General features: G+C 36.9%; 17 protein-coding genes. 6 read left to right on the top strand and 11 right to left on the bottom strand.

Features of this window, described 5'->3' with window-relative positions; translation table 11 throughout:
* Positions 1–70: 70 nt before the first annotated feature.
* From FEK29_RS04940 to FEK29_RS04915, 6 genes are all read left to right on the top strand, one after another.
* On the top strand, positions 71–1,090 hold the full coding sequence (locus tag FEK29_RS04940; RefSeq protein ID WP_138257257.1) for a type IV toxin-antitoxin system AbiEi family antitoxin: 1,020 nt from the start codon (positions 71–73) through the stop codon (positions 1,088–1,090).
* Positions 1,065–1,922 carry a nucleotidyl transferase AbiEii/AbiGii toxin family protein gene (locus tag FEK29_RS04935; protein ID WP_138257256.1) on the top strand — a complete coding sequence of 286 codons (858 nt, stop codon included), beginning with the start codon at positions 1,065–1,067 and terminating at the stop codon, positions 1,920–1,922. Before FEK29_RS04940 ends, FEK29_RS04935 begins: the two co-directional genes overlap by 26 nt.
* Positions 1,923–2,067: 145 nt before the next feature.
* Complete coding sequence (locus tag FEK29_RS04930) at positions 2,068–3,198, top strand: restriction endonuclease subunit S (protein ID WP_138257255.1); 1,131 nt, start codon at positions 2,068–2,070, stop codon at positions 3,196–3,198.
* The gene (locus tag FEK29_RS04925) at positions 3,195–6,197 is read left to right on the top strand and encodes a type I restriction endonuclease subunit R (protein ID WP_138257254.1); all 3,003 of its coding nucleotides are present in this window, start codon (positions 3,195–3,197) and stop codon (positions 6,195–6,197) included. The genes FEK29_RS04930 and FEK29_RS04925 overlap by 4 nt, the downstream gene beginning before the upstream one ends.
* Before the next feature lie 24 nt (positions 6,198–6,221).
* Positions 6,222–6,377, top strand: coding sequence for a winged helix-turn-helix domain-containing protein (locus FEK29_RS04920; RefSeq protein WP_138257253.1), 156 nt, complete (start codon positions 6,222–6,224; stop codon positions 6,375–6,377).
* Between the two features lie 207 nt (positions 6,378–6,584).
* Complete coding sequence (locus FEK29_RS04915; protein ID WP_138257252.1) at positions 6,585–6,953, top strand: hypothetical protein; 369 nt, start codon at positions 6,585–6,587, stop codon at positions 6,951–6,953.
* 99 nt (positions 6,954–7,052) lie between these two features.
* Here the strand turns inward: FEK29_RS04915 and FEK29_RS04910 are convergent, their stop codons facing one another.
* The 11 genes from FEK29_RS04910 to FEK29_RS04860 form a co-directional block, all read right to left on the bottom strand.
* Positions 7,053–8,552: a sodium:solute symporter gene (locus FEK29_RS04910; protein ID WP_138257251.1), complete on the bottom strand. Its 1,500-nt coding sequence runs from the start codon at positions 8,550–8,552 to the stop codon at positions 7,053–7,055.
* Between the two features lie 49 nt (positions 8,553–8,601).
* Positions 8,602–9,522 carry a dihydrodipicolinate synthase family protein gene (locus FEK29_RS04905; protein ID WP_138257250.1) on the bottom strand — a complete coding sequence of 307 codons (921 nt, stop codon included), beginning with the start codon at positions 9,520–9,522 and terminating at the stop codon, positions 8,602–8,604.
* Positions 9,523–9,537: 15 nt separating this feature from the next.
* The gene (locus FEK29_RS04900; protein WP_205123389.1) at positions 9,538–10,707 is read right to left on the bottom strand and encodes a sialidase family protein; all 1,170 of its coding nucleotides are present in this window, start codon (positions 10,705–10,707) and stop codon (positions 9,538–9,540) included.
* Between the two features lie 19 nt (positions 10,708–10,726).
* Positions 10,727–12,118 carry a sulfatase-like hydrolase/transferase gene (locus tag FEK29_RS04895; RefSeq protein ID WP_205123388.1) on the bottom strand — a complete coding sequence of 464 codons (1,392 nt, stop codon included), beginning with the start codon at positions 12,116–12,118 and terminating at the stop codon, positions 10,727–10,729.
* 7 nt (positions 12,119–12,125) lie between these two features.
* Positions 12,126–13,625 carry a sulfatase gene (locus FEK29_RS04890; RefSeq protein ID WP_138257248.1) on the bottom strand — a complete coding sequence of 500 codons (1,500 nt, stop codon included), beginning with the start codon at positions 13,623–13,625 and terminating at the stop codon, positions 12,126–12,128.
* A gap of 39 nt (positions 13,626–13,664) precedes the next feature.
* A complete protein-coding gene (locus FEK29_RS04885; RefSeq protein WP_138257247.1) occupies positions 13,665–15,170 on the bottom strand; it encodes a sulfatase family protein in 1,506 nt (501 codons plus the stop codon).
* Positions 15,171–15,210: 40 nt separating this feature from the next.
* Positions 15,211–17,214, bottom strand: a complete 2,004-nt coding sequence (locus tag FEK29_RS04880; protein WP_138257246.1) for an FG-GAP repeat domain-containing protein — start codon at positions 17,212–17,214, stop codon at positions 15,211–15,213.
* A 71-nt stretch (positions 17,215–17,285) separates the two neighbouring features.
* Complete coding sequence (locus FEK29_RS04875) at positions 17,286–18,800, bottom strand: sulfatase (RefSeq protein ID WP_161595314.1); 1,515 nt, start codon at positions 18,798–18,800, stop codon at positions 17,286–17,288.
* Positions 18,787–20,256, bottom strand: coding sequence for a RagB/SusD family nutrient uptake outer membrane protein (locus FEK29_RS04870; protein ID WP_138257244.1), 1,470 nt, complete (start codon positions 20,254–20,256; stop codon positions 18,787–18,789). The genes FEK29_RS04875 and FEK29_RS04870 overlap by 14 nt, the downstream gene beginning before the upstream one ends.
* Before the next feature lie 29 nt (positions 20,257–20,285).
* Entirely contained in the window at positions 20,286–23,390 is a 3,105-nt protein-coding gene (locus FEK29_RS04865; protein WP_138257243.1) for a SusC/RagA family TonB-linked outer membrane protein, read from the bottom strand.
* Positions 23,391–23,664: 274 nt separating this feature from the next.
* On the bottom strand, positions 23,665–24,684 hold the full coding sequence (locus FEK29_RS04860; protein WP_138257242.1) for a LacI family DNA-binding transcriptional regulator: 1,020 nt from the start codon (positions 24,682–24,684) through the stop codon (positions 23,665–23,667).
* Positions 24,685–24,748: the final 64 nt, after the last annotated feature.

The raw sequence follows: 24,748 nt of genomic DNA, 5'->3' as shown, positions 1-24,748 counted from the left end.
CCGTGAACAAGATAAAAAAATGAACAATATTGTAGAATATGTTATTTTTGTTCACTAAATTTGATTGTTCATGCTCCGTGAACAATTAAAAAAAATGAACATGTTGCTGGATTTTAAATACTTTATGGAGTTTATCGATAGTCTTGAATTGGATATTGAGGCAATATTTGAACAGGCACCTGAATTGAATGAATTACCAGTTTATTCCTTGAATGGGGAAAAAGTAAGTGTGTTTTTTAAAAATGAAGTGAGACCTCACAATGTACCTATCCTTTTAAATCAGTCAGCAAAACATCCTTTGTTGGTAGCAGCTAAATACATAACCCCTAAAGCCAAGAAGAGTCTAAAAGCAAATAAAATCAATTACTTGGATAGTTATGGTAATGCCTATATAGAAATACCACAGCTAAAAGTCTATACCGAGCATGGTACTGGTAAACCAGTTATTCCTGATACCACCAAAGTATTTACGCAAGCAGGGGCACAACTAATTTTTCAATTATTACACCGCCCAGAAGTAGTAAATGAGACCGTTCGTCACTTAGCACATATCAGTCAAATTTCTTTGGGTAGTGTGAGTAAAATAATGAACGGCTTATTTGATGAGGGTTTTTTAGTGCAATGGAATAATGACAAAAAATACCAACTCATTCGCAAAGAAGAATTATTGGATAGATGGATTCCCATTCTCAATGAAAAGGTACTCCCTAATTATAAGATTGGCACCTATTCTTTTTCAGGACATCTCGAGGAACAATGGAAAACCCAATTTTTACGTCCTAATGTTTGGTGGGGCGGAGAGCCAGGGGCAGCCCTATTGACTGACTATTTATATCCAGAAAAATATGCACTCTTTACCACGTTTGAAGTTAAAGAGATTATGACTGTTTTAAAACTGGTGCCCGATCCAAAAGGAAAATTAACAGTTTACCAACCTTTTTGGGGAAATCCCCATAATACGGCGATAATGGACTACAAAAATACGGTACACCCCCTCATTATATACGCCCAGCTCATACACTCTGGTGAACCAAGAAACATAGAAACTGCACAAATCATTTACAATGAGCACATCGCCCCAAAACTTTAAGGCTTATTCATTTGCACATCATGCAGAAGTCTATCAGATTTTGGAAAAAGTCTTTGCGTCTCATGGTATTCACTACTACCTCATTGGTGCAAATGCAAGAGATGTTGCATTATACAAAGCGGGTGCAAAACCAAGCAGGGCAACGGCAGATATTGATTTTGCTTTAATGGTACCAGACCATGCTAGTTTTGAATCACTCAAAACAGATTTGAAAAAACATGGTTTTGAGGATACCAAAGGGCAAATGCCCTATCGCTTGTTTCATACCAAATCAAATACGGTGATAGATCTTTTACCCTATGGCCAAATTGCGCAAGACGATACCGTATCATTTACCGAACGTCAAGTAGAGCTCTCCACAGTAGGTATGATGGAGGTTGGAACTGTGACTGAAGTATTTGAACACCCAGAAGGTTTAAGTATACCCGTGAGCCCTGCACATGGACTGGTCATCCTAAAATTAATTGCTTGGTCAGAAAAGCCTGACCGAACCAAAGATTTGGGGGACATTGCCTCCTTACTAGAGACCGCATGGCCTCTATATGAACCTGAACTTTATACAGAGGATTCAGAACATGCGGATTTGTTCGATGCAGAAAATTTTGAAATGGGAACTGCCGCTGGCCAGGTTATGGGTAGAAAAATGCAGCAGGTCCTAAAACTAAATGAGGTCTTGAAAGGTAAAATAGTGGGGATGTTGGAGGATGAATTGAAAAAACAAACAGGCCCATTGTCTATAGAAATTGCGATTAAAATGGAAAGGGATATCGATTTTGCCCAACGTATTATTAAGGCCATTAAAATGGGAATCACAGAAACAGGTAAAGCATAAAAAAACAACTAAAAAATAAAATAGAAAACAAAAAACTTATAGTATTGATTATCATTTAGTTAATTTTTTATTTGTATTGTGTAACATGAAAAAATATACAAACCACAACCGTTAATTGTTAATTGCCCATTGTCAATTGAAGAACATGCCCGAAAACTGGAAAACATATAAGCTTGGTAAAGTTGCTACTCTACAAAGAGGTTTTGATTTACCCTCAAGAAAAAGAGTTCATGGTAAATACCCAATAATCGCAGCTTCGGGTTTTACAGCATGGCATAACGAATACAAGGTAAAAGGTCCGGGAGTCATAACTGGTAGATCTGGCACCTTAGGTCAAGTTTTTTATGAAGTGGATGATTTTTGGCCTTTAAATACTTCACTTTGGGTAAAAAAATTTCATGGAAATCATCCTCATTTTATATACTACTTTCTCCAAACTTTAAACTTTAATGAGTTTAATTCAGGCACCAGTGTGCCCACGTTAAACAGAAATGATGTGCATAGTTTAGATGTAACAATCCCCGAAATCAAAGAACAAAAAGCCATCGCCAACATCCTTTCTGCCTTAGACGACAAAATAGAGAACAACCTCGCCATGAACAAAACGCTTGAAGACATGGCCATGGCAGTATACAAACATTGGTTTGTAGATTTTGGTCCCTTTCAAAATGGCAATTTTGTAGACTCTGAGTTAGGCCCAATTCCTGAGGGGTGGGAGGTGAAAACATTAAAAGACATTGCGATTCTTGGTGCGGGAGGGGATAAACCAGGGGAATATTCAAAGGAAGCAAACGAACAATATACTATTCCAATATATTCCAATGGAATAGGTAATGAAGGTTTATATGGATTCACGAATAAAGCAAAAGTGACAGAAGAAAGCGTAACAGTTTCTGCTAGAGGTACAATTGGTTTCGTGTGCTTAAGGGAGGTTCCATATGTTCCTATAGTCAGGCTTGTTTACATCATACCAGACACAAAACAAACCACCAGCAAGTATATATATCTCAATTTGAAATGTAGTAATATTAATGGAACTGGAACTACTCAACAACAGTTGACTGTACCAGATTTTAGTAAAACAGAGATAATTAAACCACCGGTAGCAATTGTAGAAAAGTTTACTTTAATCGTTGCCCGATTTTATTCTTCTATTGCAACAAACAAAACTGAAAACCAAAAGTTGACCCAACTCCGCGATACCCTACTCCCCAAACTTATTTCAGGAGAAGTGCGCCTAAAAGAATTTGAGCAACAAGTAAGTGAAGTCCAATGAGTCTTTTTAATGAACATACCGCCCAGAATGCGGCCATAGATTGGTTGAAGGATTTAGGATATGTTCATATCAATGGAACTTCCCTAGAAAGGGACCCTAAAAAAGTGGTACTGGAATCGGAATTAAAAAAATTTCTAACCCATCAATACCCAGAAGTTCCGGAGACTGCCTTAAATGAAGCTTTGGCCCAATTCACGCAATTAACGGGTATGGAAGTGCACTACCGCAATTGGGAGTTTCATAAAAAGATGACCCAAGGTATCAGTATTTCTTGGAAAGATGCTCAAGGGAACGAAAAGGCCAAACACCTCTACCCTATCGACTACAAAAATCCAGAAAACAACCGTTTCATTGTTTCGGATGAAGTCCCCATTTTGGGCAAGAATAGCCGTAGAACAGATCTGCTAATTTTCATCAACGGGCTTCCCCTCATCCTATTTGAGTTTAAAAACCCTTTTGATGCCAAGGTCAGCGTAGAGAATGCGCACAACCAGATTGAAAACTATGTGCTGGACATTCCGCAATTATTCGATTACAATGCCATTTGTATAGCGTCGGACGGTATGCGGGCATTGCATGGCATGTACAGTTCCAGCTTTGAATGGTATGCTCCATGGAAAAGTCTGGAAGGCGACGATACCCAACAAGATGAGGACCTTCAGTTGGAAACCGTACTACATGGACTTTTTCCAAAGGAAACGTTATTGAACTATTTACAGCACTTTATTTTCCACGAGGACCACAACGGAAAAATCATTAAAAAAGGAGCCAAATACCACCAATACTGGGGCATAAACAAGGCCGTTGCAAGTAGTTTGAGTAACATGAAGCCGGAAGGTGACGGTAGGCTTGGGGTCATTTGGCATACACAAGGTTCGGGAAAAAGCATCAGTATGGCCATCCTTACGGGCATCCTACGTCAAAGACCGGAACTTAAAAACCCAACGATTGTCATTCAAGTTGACCGCTCCGATTTGGACGAGCAACTGTATGACAACTTTATTTTGGCCAAGGATTTGGTAGGCAATGTACAACATGCGGAAAGTACGGATGATTTAAGGGACTTGTTAAGTACGGATGGCGGCGGTGTTATTTTTACCACTATTGAAAAGTTTCGCCTCAAAGGGACTGATAAAGGAAAGGAACTACAGCATCCCATACTTAGTGAACGATATAATCTTATCGTCATGGCCGATGAGGCCCACCGTACGCAATACGGTTTTGAAAGCGGTGGTTTTGCCCAGAATATTAGAAGAGCCTTGCCAAACGCCTCCTTTATAGGGTTTACAGGAACCCCGGTAGACAGCAAAGATGCGGATACCGAGCTGGTTTTTGGAAAGACTATACATACCTACGACATACTGCAAGCAGTAAAAGATGGTGCCACGGTTCCCATCCACTATGAGCCTAAAATGGTCCCATTGAATATTAAAGCAGAATTTACCCGTGAACTTGAGGAAGTAGAAGAAAGGGACGAAGATACCACGGTGGGCGTTTGGGCGGCCATTGAGGATGCCGCCGGTGCCGAGGATAGGGTTGAAACGGTGGCAAAGGATATACTAAAACACTTCAAAACCCGCACGGCCACTTTAGAGGGTAAGGCCATGATCGTATGTATGAGTCGCAGGAATTGCGTAAAAATGTACAACGCCCTTAGCAAATTGGAAGGTTGCCCAGAAATGGCAGTCATTATGACCAGTAACCCCGGAAAGGACCCTAAAGAATGGAATCCGCATATGCGAACAAAAAATGCCATGGAAGCCATTAAAAGTAGGTTCAGAAATCCGGAGGATCCACTTAAAATTGTCATCGTTAGGGATATGTGGTTGACCGGTTTCGATGCCCCTTGTGCGCACACCATGTATGTGGACAAAATCATGAAAGGGCATAACTTGATGCAGGCCATTGCCCGAGTAAACAGGGTGTTCGAAAACAAACCCAATGGATTGGTCGTTGATTTTATTGGCATTTCGGGATATCTGGCAGAGGCTACAAAAAAGTATACAGGTAGCGGTGGTAAGGGTAAGCCCACCATAGATATGGATGAAGCCGTAGAACTTTGTCTGGAACAATTGTCCATTGTTAAAGAACTAATTGGTGGTGTTGAATTGTCAGAAGTGATGGACTTCGACAATATTCAAAAAATGAAGTGGGCGGGGACAATCGTCAACAGTCTATTAAAAGACGATACCACCACGGAAAACTTTTTGAAACAGGAACGAAAATTAAGCGAGCTGGTGGCCATGACCAGTTCCGATGAGCGGATTTGGGAAGTTCAGGAAGAGATTGGAATCATTCAAAAGTTACGGGAACAAGTAAGAAAGATAAAATATCCTCCCGGACCGCAACGTGCCAAAAATGAGCGGATAAAAGACCTTATTAGCAAATCCTTAGCATCTCAGGCAATCGTTGACCTGGCGGCCATGTATGATTTGGATAAAATCGACATTTCAATTATCGATGATTCTTTCCAAGCCATTGTGAAGGATAAAGGGAATGAAAATATTAAAATAGAGCTATTGCGCCGGATTATCAATGACGAGTTAAAAGTGCGGATGCAGAAGAACATTAAAAAAGGGAAAAAACTCAAGAACGAACTTGAAAAGGTCTTGGGCAAATACCACAAGAACAGTTTGGATTCCATTGCCGCCATAAAACATCTCTTGGATATTGCCAATGAAATGAAGGAAGACGACAAGCGAACAAAAGAACTGGGCCTAACCGAAGACGAGCTTGCCTTTTATGATTTGCTCTCTGCTAATAGTAACATCCTAAATGAAGCTGGTCCGATACAGGATTTGGTTCATTCGGTGGTTGATTCCGTTAAGAAAAATCTCCAGTTGGATTGGACTAAAAAGGAGAATGCCAAAGCGGCCATACGTTTGGCCGTAAAAAAAGAGCTTAGGGGAAAAGTCCCCTTTTCCGAATTGGACAAACTACTCAAGGAGGTTATTGAACAAGCTGAGGGGCAATATGGTGAATGGCCTTTGAGTGGTTAGAATGTTATAAGAAATTGTTTCAATATGAATAAGTTTAAATCATCTGCAATAAAAATTTTAAAGGACTCGGGAGAACCACTGCACTATAAAGAAATAACACGCTTGGCATTAGAAGCGGGCCTTCTTGATACCAATGGAAAAACTCCGGAATCTTCTATGAATGCCCAATTAATTACATAAGTAAATAAAAATGGAGTCCATTCTGATTTCATAAAAACAGCACCGGCGACCTTTGATATTAATCCAAATAAACCAAAGAAAAAAGAGACAGTTAGCACTAAAAAAAAGAAAGAGATTTTAGAGAAAATTGGGAGCGGGTTTATAGGTAAGGGCGGGGAACATTATGTGACTTCAGAGCTATTATTCCGAGGTTATAATGCCAGTATAATGAGTGTGGATATCGGGATGGACATCATTGCCACCAAGAATAATAAATTATTTTCACTACAGGTTAAAACATCCAATCTTCTAAGCGGAAATAGCTATGTTTTCGACATGCGTAAAGTTTCACTAGAAAGGGATTATGCTGGAAATGTTTTCTATGTGTTTGTAATGATTCATTCAAATGGTCTTAGGTCAGCTTTAATTCTTACTGCGAATAAAATTGACGAGCTCATTGACTCAAATGCTATAAAAGAAATTAAATCTCATGAAAAATTTAGGGTTACACTTAAAATTAGGAAAGAAAAAATTTATATAGGTACATTGGACAATCCTATCGATTATTATTGGAATAATTGGAATATAATTAAGTAGGAAAACCTAATATTCAAGAAAAAAAGACAAGGATAGAAAGAATGTCTACCCTTGTCCGCATTAAACTAACAACTCAAACAATACAAAACTGTATTTTTTTTAAGAATTATCATCTACTGTTAAGGTTTCACCATCCTTTCTATTGAATAGAATAGAAATTAAAAACCCTACCAGAAATATTACAATAGTACCAAACACTATGGTCAAATAGGTATGGAAAGAACTTCCCAAAGAACCTTCACCAAAAAGAATATCTGAAAGACTTAACCATATAATGACTAAAATTCCTGCTACAGTACCAATAATAGCACCTTTAACATTTTTGGATTTTGAAACAACACCTAACAAAAACAATCCAAGCATACCTCCACTGAATATTGAGGCAAGGCCCCACCAAGCATCCAAAGCACTTTTTACATTTATCATTGCAATAGCAATTAATATACCCAGGATACTTATGATTGCCGATGAGATATAAAGCACTTTCATGCCTTCCTTGTCGGTAGCATTGCTTTTGAAGTATTTGTTATAGTAATCCGTTAAAAAAACGGTCGCAGAACTATTAAAACTAGTAGAAATAGTACTCATACCGGCAGCAAAAATCGATGCCACCAATAAGCCGCTAAGTCCTTCAGGAAGGGCATTCACAATGAAGTATGGAAATACTCTGTCACTTTTACTAGGGTCTTGTAATTCCAAAGGTAGATTTGCAGCACTATCGTAATAAGCAAATAAGGCTGTTCCTATAAATAGGAAAAGAGCGGAAACGGGAACATATATCAGACCTCCAACCAATGCAGAACGTTGCGCCGCCTTATCGGATTTGGAGGCCATATAACGCTGTACATAATTCTGGTCTATACCGTAGTTCTGTAGATTAATGAAAATCCCGTAGATGAGTACTACCCAAAATGTGGAATCTGTAAGTGATAAACTGAAACTGCCCAAGCTAAATTTATCATTAGCTGTCGCTAGATTGAAAACTTGAGAAGGACCTTCTGGCATATTTAATAAAATGTACACAACACAGACAATAGCTCCAACAATCAATATTATTCCTTGAATTGCATCCGTCCAAAGAACCGCTGATATTCCTCCCAACATGGAATAAATCGCTACTACTACACCTGTGATAATTATTATGGCTGGAATATCCCAGCCTGCGATAGCATTGAGTGTCAATGCCAATAGGTATAGAATTGTCCCTATTCGCATTAATTGTGTTAATAAATAACAAAGCGAAACATAGAGCCGAGCCCATGGTCCAAATCGTTGCTCCATATAAGTGTACGCTGATGGGCTATTTATCTTTCTATATAAGGGAACGAAAAACTTTACCGCTATAAGGGAAGCTATAGGTAAAGAAAGACTAAAGGCAAAGGCATTCCAATTTGATAAAAATGCATTTCCGGGGAGAGCTAGGTAACTAATGCTACTAACAAATGTCGCAAATATCGACATGGTCACCACCCATCCTGGTATATCATTGTTTCCTATAGTATAAGAAGATGAAGACTTATTATTCTTAAAAAAAGACCCTCCAAATACAGCTATACCAATGATATAGGCCAAAAAAACCATTATATCAATTGTACTCATTTGTATAAATTTTCAGGTTAATTAGTTTTTATATAGTCGATATCTCCGCCTAGAGTGGAAGCTTATTTAAATTGGCCATTATACCCTCAAGATTAGTTGAAATCTTTTCCATTTCCTTTGGCAAAAAAGGTTTAAGAGGAGAGGCCATTTGATTTTCACATAAACCCAATAGCGAAGCAGCACCCTTTACACCCTTTAAGTAACTAGAGTTATACTTACCTACTGTGTATAATAAAGTAGCTATTTCCAGAATCTGTTTTTGAAATATCTTAATTCTATCAAAGTCATGTGCTAAAGCCGCTTCGTACATTTTGACATAAAGCTTTGGGAAAAGATTTGCTCCTCCAGTAACGCCACCGCTACCACCCATTAAAACAGTCTCAGCCATTATTTCCTCGGGACCAACAAACAAGGAAAAATCCTTTCTATTTATCGAATATTTTAAAGCCTGAAAATAAACCGTGTTTGCCGAACTATCCTTGAGACCAATTATGTTTGGATGTTGTGATAATCTGACAGCTGTCTCCACTGACATGGAAATTTTAGTCATGGAGGGCATATTGTATAAAAATAATGGCAACTTAGTTTGATTTGCCAAATCCCAATAATATTCAAACAATTCTTCTTGCCCAAGGTGGAAATAAAAAGGAGGAGTGGCCACAACTGCCTCCGCACCTGATTCGTATGCTAATGATGCCAGATTTAGACTTTCTTCTATTGATGTGTCTGTAATTCCTACCAATAATGGCACCCTGCCTTCTATCCGAGTCGCAGTTTCTTTGATTAGATTTCTTCTTGACTCATAACTAAGGCTAATTGATTCCCCTGTTGTCCCAAGAATAAAAATTCCGTTGACTCCTCCTTCTATAAGGTGATTTACAATTTTACCAACTCCATCATAGTCCAATTTAGAATTGGATAAAATTGGGGTAATCATCGGAGGGATTATGCCCTTAAATTTTTCTGCCATTATAGTGTCTTACGATTAAATTTTATTCGGGTCTATGACCACATGTTTAATTGATTGTCTTAAATAGGTATAAGTAATATGAACAAAACCATCAGAGGTTTGAATAATTGCCGGATAGGAATAGCCTGCTTTGGCAGGTTTTGTTTCAAGAGTCATTACGGGTTTCCAATTATGGCCATCTTCTGATATTGCCAGATTTAACATATTCCTGTTATTTGGTTCCGCACCCTTTTTGGTTGTATGATTATAGACCAATAACTGTCTGCCATCCTTTAAAGTAACTGCATCTGTTCCTGAATTTGGATTAGGAAGGCTTGTAGCTTTCATTTCGCTCCAGGTCTTGCCATTATCCTTTGACCAGCTTTCAGAAATAACATCCTGCCTAGTTCTGCAAAGCACTTGCATTTTTCCGTTTGGATACGTTAGAATACTTGGTTGAATTGCATCAAATTCATTCCCATCATTGATTGGGCCCACTACTTCCCATGTTTTTCCTAAATCCTTGGTCATTTCAAAGTGTACCATCCACTTATCATCTCCATCACCTGATTCAAATTCCGTACTTGAAGGGCATATTATTGTTCCATCTGCTAGTTGAATCGGTTTGTTTTTTATAGGGCCAAGTAAATGACCAATTTTATCGTTAGTCCCTAATTTTGATGGTTTTGACCATGATTTACCGTCATCATTCGAAGTCATAAGCATACCCCACCATGTTCTGGGATCCGGACCTATTTTATAAAACAACATAAGGGGTCCGTTCTCTGGTTGAAACAATACCGGGTTCCAAGTAGGGTAACGAAGTGTGTCATTCTGAATACCATTTGCAACTTCTATTGGCTTTGTCCAGTTTCCATCGACCAATCTAGATATCCTAATACCTACATCTGGATTTTTCTCGTGAGTTCCTGCAAAAAAAGCACACAGTAATCCTGTTGGAGTTTCCACAATAGTAGATGCATGACATTCTGGTGTAGGTTTATCATTTAAGGAGTAAAGTAATTCCCCTTTTAGGTAAGCCCCCTCACCTTGCTCAGAAATTGGAGGAATTAAAAAACTTTTTGAATATCGAGTATCATTGGTTTTATCCCTACTCTGTTTATCCATTCTTTTTTGCTCCTTTGAACTTTCTTGGCAAGAACATACCGTAGTAAAGACTATTAATAAGAATATTAAATATTTCATTCTTTTCAATGATATTTTATTAATTGGTTAGGCGATGCATCTCCACTTCTCTACCCCACTGATTTAATTCAGTCCACATAGTATTATATCTTGTCTTTTCCATTTTTGAAAGATTTTTCTTTTCGTATGGATCATCTTTAATGTTATAAAGCATTGGCAGGGAATCAGATTCTGAATGAACCATTTCTCGGGTGACATAAGGAAAGACTAATTTCCAATCTCCATCTCTAATAGCCGCATTGTGGCTATAATAAGGAATACCCCTATTCCATTGCCAATATCTATATTGGGGAAGTTCTATTTTGAGTGAACTACCCAATAAAAGAGGCCCGATACTTCCTCCGTCAAAAGATATTGAATCTGGTATTGTTAAATTACACAAATCGATTAAGGTCGGTAGGATATCTGTAAAATGAACTATTTGCTCTTGGATACTTGGCTTAATTTTTCCCTCCCAATAGAATATTAATGGTACATGTATTCCTCCCTCATTAATTGTATATTTGGTTCCTCTTTGATTCAGATTATAACGTTCTCCTACAAGAGGATCTGGTCCATTGTCACTTGCAAATACGATTATCGTATTTTTCAAAAGACTTTTTTGTTTCAACGTTTGCATTAACTTTCCGATTCCTTTATCCATTACCTCAATCATTGCATAAATTGTTGCAGTATTTAAATCAAAACCCTTGGACAAGTAGAAATCTATTAAATCCTGGGGTGCACTTAAAGGTCGATGAGGCGTGTAATAAGCTAGATGTAAAAAAAAAGGTTCATTTTGATGCTCCTCTACAAATTCAATAGCATTTTCAGTAAGTACATCTGTTAAATATTCATTTGTAACCTCCCTGTAAATACCTTGAAAATCTAGTCGATAATTATAGTAATCCTTTGGAACATCGTAGCCTTTGAATCCAACAAACTCTTGAAATCCCCTTCTTAATGGATGATATTTTTCACCGTCTCCTATATGCCATTTACCAATTAATCCTGTAGAATAACCTTGTTCTCGAAACAAATCCCCAATGGTCCTTTCATTCAATTTAACCCTTGATAGTTCAGGGAAACGTTCCATGTTTAAAGTTACAGCACCGGTTTTATGTGGATACTTACCTGTTAATAGGGCTGCCCTCGCTGGAGTACAAACGGCTGATGCCGAATAGGCACTTGAGAAAAACATTCCAGAATCCATTAATTGGTCCAAGTGTGGAGTTTTGTTCAACCGACCGTTTAAATTCCCCAAATCCCCTAATGCCATATCATCAGCAAGAATCAGGATAACATTAGGTTTTTCCTGACCATTGATTATACTAATTGAAAATATTAAAACTAACAATAAGCTATAAAGGTTGGTCATTCCATTTAGATGACCCTGTCCATTTTTCGTTCTGTAATGAAGTAAATACATCATTGCCATTTTACTCTACCTTAAGTGTTTCATTCAAGCTTCTCCTTAATCCCTGCACTATTCTTTGTTCTCGCTTGTCACTAATAATGTTATCAACCTTAAATAGGTTCTGCTTAAGATTATAAAGTTCTTCTGCGATTATACTATCGTTATTAACGGATTTCCATTGAATGTACCTATAGTCTTTATCCCTAATTGTTGAACCAATGATTGAAAAATTTGCTTCTGATCCAAGAGGTCTAGGAATTTGTGATACAGCAATTTTCTTAATTTCCTTTTTAGGATTTTCAAATATGGGTAATAGGGAATTACCATCGAGTTTTTGCGAAAGATTCTCAATATCTATATCGGCTATCTCGACCAATGTTGGAAATAAATCAATCAACTCTACGATTGAAGATGATTTGGATCCTGGTTTTGTCAAATTAGGACTGTATACTACCAAAGGTACGCGTGTTCCTATTTCAAAATTTGTCCATTTACCAAACTGGCCATGCTCACCTGCATGATATCCATGATCCGACAAAAAAACAATCGTAGTTTTGTCCATCAGGTCCAAATTTTCAAGCTCATCTATTATCTTTCCAATCTGAGCATCCAAAAAACTTATAGCAGCATAGTACCCATGTCTTAACTCCAACTTTTTGTTGTCCGAAATAGGTCCATTTTTCGGCACATCGGAATATGACCTAGCCTCATTAGAGTCTATATAATTCCAATCCGATATAGAATTTATTTCATCAGTATATGAAAGACTAGGTAATTTTGACCGATCATAATAATCCCAGTATTTTTTTGGAGCATTATATGGTAAATGAGGTTTCCAAAAACCAACTGCTAAAAAAAAAGGAGTCTCACGTAAATTACGCAGGGTGTTAATAGCTTCATTTGCTATTCTACCATCTAAATAGGCTTCGTCTGGTACATCCTCCATTTGTACGGCTGCTCCCTTAGGTATATCTCCATGTATTTCGAATGGCCTTCCCGGTATATACCAATCTTGGCTATGTGCCGCCCAATGATACATTTCAGGACGCGACCAAGATTTTGGGTCTCCCATCAAGGCCTGGCCCCAATTATGGAAAATTTTGCCAATTCCAACTGCAGTATAGCCTTGATCTTTAAAAACTTCAGGTAATGTCTTTATTCGTGGGTGTATTCCTCGAAAATGTGGAGCATTGCTCCAAATTCTTAAATTATTGGGACGCTTTCCTGTAAGAATGGAAGATCTAGAAGGGTTACAGAGTGGAGCTTGGGCATAAGCTCTATCAAAGAGCATACCTCGATTTATTAACTTATTTATATTTGGAGTCCTTAGGTCATAAACATTAAAATTGTTAAATAAGTCATCAACCATAATAAAAAGAACATTATTCACATTTCCCGCTTGTATATTTTCATGGGAATCCTGTCCAAAAATATTAGGTTTTATAGATAGTATAACCGTAATAACTAATAAAGACCTTAATAAAAAAACACTATCCTTAAATACAATGGTACTTATTTTCATCCTTATAAGATTTTTCTAAAAATGCTCACACAACCTTGATTAGTTTTCCCTAAGCAAAGAATCGTTCAATTCTTTCATTTTTTCTAATATTAGACTACTTAATTCCTTAATGGCTTTAATTTCTACTTCATTTTGAGCATTAATCAGATTAATATTTTCTTCAGGATCTAGTGAAACATGATACAACTCATCTCTTGAAGGGTCGTTAAAATCCTTTACAAGCTTCCATTCTTTAGTTCTATACGATCTTAAATCTGCTTTTGCATAATTCATCATGCTATATTCTGCATATATATCGTTATTCCAATCAATGTTCGGTTCCGAGGTCAATAATGGGTTTAAACTTTTACCACGAATTGTCAAATTATCTGGCACTTTGATTCCTGCCATTTCTATAATTGTTGGAAACCAATCAAGGCTAGAGATATTATCATAAATAATTGTACCTGGTTGAACTTTTCCCGGCCATTTGACAATGGCTGGAACTTTTAATGAATTATCAAATAAGTTAGGTCTGTATTTACTGGGTATATCCGGTGTACCATTGGGTAAGTTTTTAGTAATCCAATAGCCATTTCCCTTGTGTTCTATTCCATTATGACCCATATTGTAGCCATGGTCTGAAGAAAAAATTACTATTGTATTTTTATCTAGATTCAGAATTTCTAAAATCTCCAAAAGTCTACCTACATTTCTGTCTACACCCGTAACACTTGCCAGATACTCCTTCATTTTTTTTTGGACTTTATAAAGATCTAAGTCAGGATAATTTGGATTAGGAACTTCAATTGGCTTATCCGAATATGGTTCCCAATCCTCCGGTGCTACAGGTAACCATGGGCTATGTGGCGCCCTATAATTTAAGCAAAGCAAAAATGGTTCTCTTTGATTTCTTCTTACAAAATCAATAGCTTCATTGGTTAAAATGTCAGTTGTATACCCTTCAAAGGTTTTTACTACCCCGTTCTTTTCCAATTTTGGAGATTCAGAACTTGTACCACCACCGGTCAAACCCATAAAAAAATCAAACCCGTGATTTGTTGGATGAAATTCCTTACTCTTAGTTTCAGTCCAATCGCCCAAATGCCATTTTCCAATGAGACCAGTTTTATAACCTGACTCTTGAATTACTTCAGCAAAAGTCGTAGTGCCGGGCGAAAGACCTATTTTATTCTTCTCATTATACAATTTATGGCCAGGCTGTGGTATAAAATCCAAAATTCCTAGTTCGCTTCCATATTTGCTTGTCATAATACTAGCCCTAGCTGGACTACAGACAGGGGTTGATACAAATGCATTTTCAAAATAGGCTCCCTCGTTAGCTAACCTATCGATATTTGGTGTATAACTGTTACTATTACCCGATCTGTTCAACGTCCAAGATGCTTGATCATCAGTATAAATAAAAACTATGTTTGGCCTTTCGATTTGAGCTTCCAAATCAAAAAATTTAAACAGAGCCAGGAGTACAAAAACAAAGTTTAAGATGACTGTGTTACTTTTTATGTACAACCCAAAAACTTTAAATGATATAATTTTAATCATAAGTACACGGTCCTATTTAAATGACACCAAAAAAACTTGTCTAATTATTTTTTTGACTTAATGGGTTGGTAAACAAATAAAAATGACCATCTTCCGCTCCAAGCAAAATATCAGGGATTTTATCGCCATTCCAATCCACGACTGTTGGTGAAGTTGTATGGCCCGCTATTTTCTTTTCTGACAAATCACCTTTGTAAACAAAACTTACCTTATCACCTTCCTCAAGAACATTTTCGAACCAAGAAGCATTTTTTCCGTTAACTATCAAATCCAAATCACCGTCCATGTCCCAATCCACAAAACAGATTTTACGCCTTCCACTTGCTCCATATTTCCCGTTGTTCAATCTTAGTGGCCCATCATTTTTTGCTGTCGGTTTGTTCTTGTTGTCAAACTCAGATTCTCCCTTTCCATAAAAAATCCTCTGTCCAGGTTTTAAGTAAAGTTCCCCATTATCATTATACCGTTCATAAAAAGATAGATATCCCTCGTGATCTAGCATTACCAAGTCCATCAGTCCATCCTTATTCCAATCAATCGTTACAGGAGTTGTTCTCCATTGTGTGGCCAACTCATTCCTTTCTGGATTCCACCAATTCCATTCAGGCTTAGGTATAGAATCTGCACCCCAACCCACCTTAATAGGAATCGCTGCTTGTAATTCAGGGGTACCCTTTGAACCAATATTCCGGTGCCACATAATCTTACCCCATATGGAATTTACAATGATATCCTTTAAACCATCACCGTCCCAGTCATTAATTGATAATGTAGTATAACCCCATTTCCTTTCCGCAGGCCCCTGTATAGAACCATTTTCTCCTGCTAAATATCGAATTTCCTCTCCCTCAGCAGTTAACTTCTTTGGAGAATCCCATTTTGGCAAACTATCTCCACCTAAGTTTTCTATGAATGCAATATATCCTGCAGAATTACCAACTATTAAATCCTCATCACCGTCTTCATCCCAATCTACACTATAAGGAGTAGATAAAGCTCCGAATTTTAAATTATCGGCCTTTTGATAAAAGTATTTGGGAGAATTGAATACGGGCATACTATTTTCCACTAAACCGGTATTCTCTACAAATGCCACTCTACCATCTTCATCTCCAACTATAAGGTCAATGTCCCCATCCTTGTCCCAGTCTAAGGAAGAAGGTATAATCATTTCTAAATCCATGGTAATGGTGCCATTCTTATTTTCAAGAAAACGTCCTTCAGAATATATAGGTTTCTCTCTTGTCCCTATATTTTCAAACCAATTAAAACGATCCAAAAATTCACCGCAAATAATATCTAAATCTCCGTCACCATCAAAATCGGCAAAATTGGGAGATGGCGCCCCATAAACATCTATTGGTTCATTTCCTACATTAATTGTTCCTCTATTTATGTATCCACCATTTTCATTTTCCAAAAGATAAATGTATCCATGTAGAGGACCATTTATCCACTCGCCTTCTTCATTAAAAGCATTGTCCCAACCATAATCAGTCCAATCATCAATACCTACTATGATATCTAAATCACCATCATTTTCATAATCCACATATTTCCATTGACTAAACCTTATTTTAGAGTGATTTTTTTCTATTTCTTCTTTAAATGGTAGATTTTTTGAGTTAGAAAAAATATCCTTTTTAAAATTCAAATATTCAACACCTCTACCTAGAACTCTAGTTTGACTTCCGTCTGAAAATACTTGAAGGTTCTTCATACCTTCCCCAATTTTTATGGGTTCTTCAAAAATTGGCATTTTCACTTTGGGACCTGAAGTGTTTTCAAAGAAATAAGTACCATTAAATGGGGTATCTGGACAAGAAACAATCATGTCCATATCTCCATCATTGTCAAAATCCATTGGCAGAGGCCATGCCCATAATCCAACTCCCAATTCAACTGATATTTCGTTGTTATTGTATTTAACGATTGTAAATTCTTTTGAATCTACGTTCCTTTCCAATCTAGAAGTCTTTGAATTAGAGCAAGAGCACAAAGTAATTAGGATAAATAATGAATTGAAAATTATAATCTTATTCATATTGATATAGTTTACGTCTTAAATCGAATTTAAATGCAGAATTCACTATTTGTACCATTGTATTTAGTTGTTTATTGAGGATTGATTCTAGGAAATCTAGCGTTAGAATTATATAAACGCTGAAGCAATTCCTTTTTCATAAGTTCGGCATCCCACGGACGTGTAGCTGCAAGATTATGAGATTCTCCTAGGTCATTCTTAAGGTCATATAGTTCGATACTATCAGTATCAAAAAACAAAATTAGCTTCAAAGAATTTTTACGTAATGCTGCGTGCGGACGTGTCTGACTAATTTCGCCATCCTCCAAACCAATATCATCTTTTGCTTTATTATATGCCTCACCTTCGGGATGATAATAAGGAAAATGCCAAAACAATGTTTTTTCTCTCACAATCCCTTTCCCCTTTAATAGTGAGAAAATGGATTGCCCATCAAGTTCAACTGTTTCCAATTTATTGGTTCCTGCTATTTCCATAAGCGTTGGGAAAAAATCAGTTTGTATAACAGGGGTGTTTTCAATGCAATCAGGCTCGACAACACCAGGCCAGGAAATTACCATCGGTATCCTAATTCCTGCTTCATATAAGTTCCATTTACTACCTCTAAAAGGGGCATGATGAGCAAAAGCTGGATGCCCACCATTATCTGATGTAAAAATCACCAATGTTTTTTCTCTAAGGCCAGATTTATCAAGGGCCTTTAACACTTGACCAACATAATAATCTAATAGTTCAATATTGGCGGTATATCGCAACTCTTCTTTACTAATATTGTTGCTTGCCTTTTTTTTATATTTTTCTTCTATCCATTGCAAACCGAGTAAGTGAGGCGTGTGAACAAAATAATGACTTACCATTAGAAAAAAAGGAGAATTATGATTTTTCTCTATGAACTTAATAGCTTCATTCGTGAGAGAATCTTCTGGATATTCTCCTATTTGCAATTGAGGGGAATTTTTTATCCCACTGTATGGATGAGACCCAAAGGTTTCCTTTGCTGTATCAAACCCTTGTTGGGATGGTCCATGGGTGGGACTCCAACCTTTATAAACTTTATGATGGGCTGCAACATGCCATTTACCAACTATACCGGTTTCATATCCTGCCTTTTTAAGACCTTCGGCTATCGTTATTTCTTCTAAAGGTAGGTTAAGGGTAATTGGAGGTGGTATAAGCTTTTTGTTTTGGAACATCGAAATCCATTTTTGATTATCCCAACCCAACGAATCTTTTTTATGCTTTGTAACAAATTCAAAACCTAATCGCGCAGGTGATTTTCCAGTCAAAAGTGCAGCTCTTGCAGGAGAACACAAAGGAGCCGATGAGTAAGCATTGGTGAAGCTCATCCCAGAGTTAATTAATAAATCTATGTTAGGAGTTTCAGCAATCGAATTACCTAAAGCTCCAGGATAATTGGGTAAATCTCCATAACCTAAGTCATCTACATAAATCAGAAGTATATTCGGTTTAATAGGTTCTCCAAGAACACCCTCATTTTTATCCTTGGCAAAAAGATAAGTACTAAGGAAACAAAAAAACAAAAGATTTATCTTAGACGGTACATCGAGAAATTTAATATCCTTCATTTTGTTTAAGTAATGGGTTAGCATCAAGTGCGAATTGTGGAATTGGATATCTGACCATATGATCCTGTGCAGGAATACCCCGAGCAATAGCTTGGCTTATAAATTTATCATGGCGTATCAAATCATGCCTTCTTTTACCTTCCCACCAGAATTCCCATCCCCTTTCCTTTAAGATATGGTCGTTCAATTCATCTTTGCTTCCAAAATCTGACAAAACCAAATTTGGCAATCCTGCCCTATTTCGAACCTGATTGATCAAATCTATGGATTCTTGGTTGGGCCCGTCGAGTTCATTTAGTGCTTCTGCTCTTGATAAAAGAATGTCAGCATATCTTATATCGGGAATATCATTACCATAAGCTGGACCTGCAAAGTCATCTGCTGGCCAGTATTTAAAAGGACGTACGTTATCATTTGGCGGCAGAAGATTAATAAGCTCCCCAGAAGTATTTATATATTCTTTTAATATTAGAGAAGTTCTTTTGTCGTTTGAGTCGAAAGAAAGCCAGAAGTCATCCCTAATTCTAAGCATAGTGGCAAAATTTCTACATCCATCACAGAACTCTAGACCTGTATTAGGATCTCTAGCAAAACTTTGTGGCCATGCGAAATTCATAAAACTTATGTTAGCCTCTCGTCCTAAATCAGCCTTAGCCGTCCTAACCCATAACAATTCTCTATTGCGCTCACTCTTCACCTGAAAAAGTTCAAAATATTCAGGAAATAATTCGTAATAGCCCATACTGATAACATTTTGAGCCATAGTTGCACACTTTTCCCATTGTTTGGTATTTAAATAAAATTTAGTGAGAACTCCCATAGCTGCTCCTTTATGTGCTCTACCCCATTGCTTCTCAGTACCTGGATTAGGTAAGTTTAGCATTGCTTGGGATAATTCTGTTTCTATGAAATTTAAAATTTCCTCTTCAGACGCCCTAGGTATCTCTAATTCTTGTGTGGTACTGGTTCGTAAAGGCGTTGGGCCAAAACGCATATATAATTTATAGTAGCTGGCCGCTCTAATAAATCGAGCCTCAGCGGTAATTAATATTTTTGAGGCATCATCTATATTCGCTGCCTCTAAATTTTCAAGAAGTATGTTTGAATTTCTGATAGCTTGGTAAGGCTGATTCCAAAAAACGGGATATAATCTACTTCCCACGCCATCTAACACGAAGTCTTGAAAATTAGTTGCCCAATTGGCGATAGCACCTTCAGTGGTAAAACCACCGTCAGTCATTATCTCCTCTACAGATAATTGCTGCGCAGCATCATTACCTCCGACCTCTGCAAAATTTGCGTAGGCCCCATTTAGAATTGCTTCAACACCTTGTAATGATTCAAATAAATTTTCCGGTGCGGTTTCAGAAAAAATTTCTGGTTCGATAGTTGATTCACAACGAACAAACAGTGCGACCGTGATAAATACTAAAATTATAATTTGTATAGATTTCATAATATCACTATTAGTTAATTAATTTTATTTTAAAACCCTATATTAAAACCAAGTAAAAAGGATGTGGCAGATGGGTACCCGTTCCAATCAATTCTAAAATTGGCTGTGCCATTAGGATTTAAAGCAGGATCAAAGCCATCATAGGATGAAAAAGTAGCAAGGTTCAAGCCAGTAGCATAAATCTCAAAGGACTTGAATGAATTTTTTATCCAATCTGATGGAAACATATACCCCAATCTGATTGATTGCAGTTTTACGTATGATGCATCCACTACCGTTTTGGAATTGACTCCTTGTCCCTGTTGACTTATCCCCAAATATGATGGTTGTTGATTGGTAGGATTTTCTGGCGTCCATCTATTTAAAAATGGCTCGGCAAATCTATTTACTCTTATTCCTGACCTTGGATAATATTGTTCTAAAAGGTTACCGTTTATCATTTCTACTCCTTCCACACCCATAAACAAAACGTTTAGGTTCCAATTTCCAAGATCAAAAGTATTTGTGAACCCCCAAGTCAAATCTGGAAAAGAATTTCCAAGTATGACTCTATCGTTCCCATCTATGGTCCCATCACCATTGACATCCCTAAACTTAAAATCGCCAGGACTAACATTATTAGAAATTTGAGTAAAATCATCTCCTTCCTGCCAAACACCAATAACATCGAAACCATAAAAAGAACGTAAAGGATCCCCGGGTCTTATAATTCCAACTTCAGTTGCGGCGGCGCCGAAACTTCCCGATAGAATTTCAGGAATTCCACCTAAATCGATCACCTCATTTTGCAATGTGGCTAAGTTTAGGTTGGAGTTCCATGAAAAATTTTTCCCTGAGATGTTATAGGTATTCAGACCAATTTCAATACCCGTATTTTTCATACTACCAATATTTACCAGTTGACTACTGAATCCACTGGAAGTTGGAACAGGTAGGCTAAGAAGCATGTCTGTAGTTTTCTTATTATACCATGCGAATGAACCCGAAATTCTATCATTAAAAAAACCAAAATCAATACCTAAATCAATCTGCTCGGTTGTTTCCCATTGAAGATTGGGATTGGCAATTCTACTTGGATTAAGGCTGGTAACAAAATTGTCATTTAACACATAACTTGTTTGGTTTCCAGTATTAAAAGTGGAAATTGCTTGATTGTTTCCTATTTCCTGATTTCCTGTCAAGCCCCAACTCGCTCTAAGTTTAAGTGTGTTAACAATATCATTTTTGAAAAACTCTTCTTGGTCCAACAGCCAACCGGCTGAAACAGAAGGAAAAAAGCCAAAACGGTTACCCTCCCCAAATCGGCTAGAACCATCAATTCTATAACTTGCGGTAAGAAGATATTTATCCAATAGCTTATAATTTATCCTTCCAAGATAAGAGAGTAAACTATTGGAAGCTTTACTGCTATTATTGATTAAAGTAGATCTGTCAGCAAGACCGAAGTTATCAGCAAGGGTAGCATCCGTTGTAAAATTATTGGCATCTTGTGAACTGAACCTTCGTTGGAACTGTTGGGTCGTGATACCTAAAAGTAAGCTGACATCATGAACTCCAAAATCTTTGATATAATTTACCGTACCCTCAATAAGATAATTTGAGTCTGTAGCGGAATAAGCAGAAGCAACACCTCCCAATGAATTACCTATGATAGTGGTTCTATCCTTGTAGACCGACTTATTCTCGTTGTTGACGTCAGCCCCTACATTTACCTTAAATGAAAACTCAGGTAGTAAAAAATACTCTAAAAAGGCAGACCCTAAACTTCTGTATCTATTACCTGTTATATGATTTCCAAAGATAATGGCTTCGGGATTATCGATATCAAAGAATTCTGAAATCACAAAATTACCTTGGCTGTCTCTAATAGGTAAAGTTGGGTCATATAATTTTGCTGCATTTATCGCACCCCCTCTTAAATTAACATCAAATCCATTGGGAACAAAATTGTCTTTTATGTAGCTTATTGTAGTGTTAATACCTACATTAAATTTTTCAGTTCTGTGATTTAAGTTGAAACGTCCGCTAAATCTATTGAACTGAGTATTTTTAACTAAGCCTTCTTCTTTCGTATTATTTAAGGTTGCAAGATATGAAGTGTTGGCATTACCCCACGAAAAACTAACATTGTGCTTTTGTAAAATGGCTTGATCCCTAAATACCACATCTTGCCAATCCGTATCGACACCTGGTCCATCGGGGACCCTCTCTGCTTCACTTCCAGCTCCTAAATCGATAAGTGAATTAATTCCTTCTCTATACTGTTCCGCATTCAAGAGATTTAATCGATTATGCACTTTGTTGAAACCAACATGGGTGCTATAATCAATTCTCAAATCACCTGAATTACCTTTTTTGGTGGTAATCATTATTACACCATTTGCACCTCGAGACCCATAAATAGCGGTTGCAGATGCATCCTTTAGAATGTCAATAGAGGCTATATCTTCAGGATTCAAAAAGCCAATTGGATTTCTCGGTGATCTTGTAGGTGCAGTTTCGTTACCTGTTTGTGAAATCGAAGGCTCATTATTAATGGGTAAACCATCTATAACATAAAGAGGACCACTTCCTGCATTTATGGATCCCACACCCCTAATGTTGATTGACATACCACCTCCAGGTTCACCACTATTTTGAACCACTTGGACACCAGCGGCCTTGCCTTGAATCATCTGATCTACATTGGTATTGGCTTGGGCGCTGAAAGAATCTTCATTTAATGATGCTATAGAACCAGTTACATCCCTTCTAACTTGGGTTCCATAACCAATTACTACTACTTCATCAAGTGAACTTACATCTTCAACAAGGGTTACGTTGATTTCTAACTCATCTCCGACTGGGATTTCCTTTGTTTTAAAACCGATGTAACTGAATACAAGAATAGCATTATTTGAATTTACCTCGACGCTGTAGTTACCATCAAAATCAGTCATGGTGCCAGTGTTTTCATTTTTAATAGTAACATTTACACCCGGTAATCCCGCAGGACTATCTTCACTTATGACCTTACCATTGATATTTCTTTGAGAGAAAAGAGAAGGTAAGGTCAAAATACTGAACAGCACAAAAGAAAATAAGATTCTATACCCTGTCCACTTTGGCTGACTCTCTAAATGATTTCCATACATAATCAATTTGTTAATTAGTTAGTTATTAAGTTTATGTCGCTTAATCGATTAAGCTATTGGTTAAATAAAAAATAATCCTGACTCTTAAATAAATAATTCAATGATATATCATTACGAAAACCATGATACATAAATGATTGCTTTAACGATTAAGCAATATTACTAATAAAATTGTAAAAACAAAAAAAAATCTTTCCAATATTGGTTTTTTAACAAAAAAGTCTTTTAAAAAAAAGACAACATTTAATTTAATTGATAAATTAATTAATATTTTTCAATTATTTTTCCTCATACCCTCCTCTTCCAGATGCGCAGGTAATTTCAATTGCGAGGTATTTAAATCAGGATTATTTATATGTTCTATAAGTGTTTTAAGTGCGTAATAGCCCATTTTCTTTATAGGTTGATCAATGTAAGGAACAAAATTTTGCAGAAAATGATAAGTTGAGTTCTGGTCGAAAACTACTACATCAATTTTCGCTAGTATATCTTTTTCTAATCCTATTAATTGCCTTAAACCTTCTTCTGCTAGTGTATTTGTTTGAAAATAGATTGCCGTCGCATTATTAACATTTATTAAATGGGTGATTGCTTCGTGCATATCAGCCTTTAATTTATTATTACTTACCCTTTTTACCAGATTTGCATCTTCCTCTATTCCATTAGTTTTGAGTCCTTCAACATATCCATTATACCTATCTTGATAATGTGCCAATGAGGAATTGTAACCTATCGTTGCAATTCTTTTATGCCCTTTTTTTATCAAATATTCTGTGGCAAGCATAGAGGCATTGAAATTATCGGCAACAATATAATTATAGTCCAAATCCTGGAAATATCTATCAATAAGCACAAAAGGAATATTTTGTTTTTTTAGCTGAGATATAGTGTTTTTTGAACCTTCCGGGGGTGCTATTATTAATCCATCAACTTGCCTAGTTAACAAAAGCTCAAGCACTCTATCAAACTTTCTTATATTCTCGTCAGATGACCCGAAAATCACAGTATAGCCTAAACTAAAGGCTTCATCTTCAATAATTCTGGCCAAGTTCGCAAAAAATGGGTTCGATATATCCGCTAGTATAACACCTATAGTTTTGGTTCTATTAGTTTTTAGGCTTCTAGCATTTAAATTTGGCCTGTAATTTAAGGCTTTCGCAGTATCTCTAATTTTTTTTGCCGTTTTATCTGATACTCTATTCTCCTTCCCTTTTCCGCCCAACACATAAGAAACTAAAGGTACCGATACCCCTACCTCCTTTGCAATATCCTTAAGTGATGGCTTCTTTTTCATTTTGCTTTAACAATTAAGCTAAAACAATGGTACTAATATATTCAGAGATACCCAAGAAATTTGT

This window comes from Maribacter aurantiacus, from assembly GCF_005780245.1.
In the GTDB taxonomy this organism is placed as follows: Bacteria; Bacteroidota; Bacteroidia; order Flavobacteriales; family Flavobacteriaceae; genus Maribacter; species Maribacter flavus.
The sequence above is the reverse complement of the archived record's forward strand: the minus strand, read 5'-3'. Positions and strand labels throughout refer to the sequence as shown.